This is a genomic window from Pseudomonas brassicacearum (genome assembly GCF_003732265.1).
Classification (GTDB): Bacteria; Pseudomonadota; Gammaproteobacteria; order Pseudomonadales; family Pseudomonadaceae; genus Aquipseudomonas; species Aquipseudomonas brassicacearum_D.
This window is the reverse complement of the sequence record NZ_MOBK01000034.1, coordinates 1-576: the sequence shown is the minus strand read 5'-3', so window position 1 is coordinate 576 and position 576 is coordinate 1. Positions and strand designations below refer to the sequence as shown.

General features: G+C 65.1%; 1 protein-coding gene. It reads left to right on the top strand.

What is annotated here, in order from left to right; translation table 11 throughout:
- Positions 1 to 576 (top strand): CoA transferase (locus BK660_RS29905; protein ID WP_185045245.1); only part of this gene is annotated, 576 nt, incomplete at both ends.

Here is a 576-nt window from a genome sequence, read left to right as displayed (position 1 = left end):
ATTTCTGGCTATGGCCAGACCGGCCCGTACCGCGATCGCCCTGGTTTCGGCGCGATCGGCGAGGCCATGGGCGGCATTCGTTACACCACTGGCACCCCCGGTTCACCACCGGCACGGGTCGGCGTCAGCCTCGGCGATTCGCTGGCCTCGCTGCACGCGGTGATCGGCGCGTTGATGGCGCTGCTGCGGGTCAAGACCGGGCAGGGCGGCGGGCAGATCGTCGACGTGTCGCTGGCCGAAAGTGTGTTCAACGTCATGGAAAGCCTGGTGCCGGAGTACGACATGCTTGGCCATGTCCGTGAGCGCAGTGGCGGCGCCTTGCCGGGCATCGCACCGTCGAACACTTATCTCACGGCGGATGGCGCTTACGTGGTGATCGCCGGCAACAGCGACCCGATCTACAATCGTCTGATGCAAACCATTGGCCGTGATGACCTGGCGCAAGCAGCAGATTTCGCTCACAACGATGGCCGTGCGGCCAAGAGCGGTTTGCTCGACGCCGCGATTACCCATTGGACCAGCAGCCTGCCGATCGACGACGTGCTCGCGGCGCTGGAAGCAGCTGAAGTGCCGGCC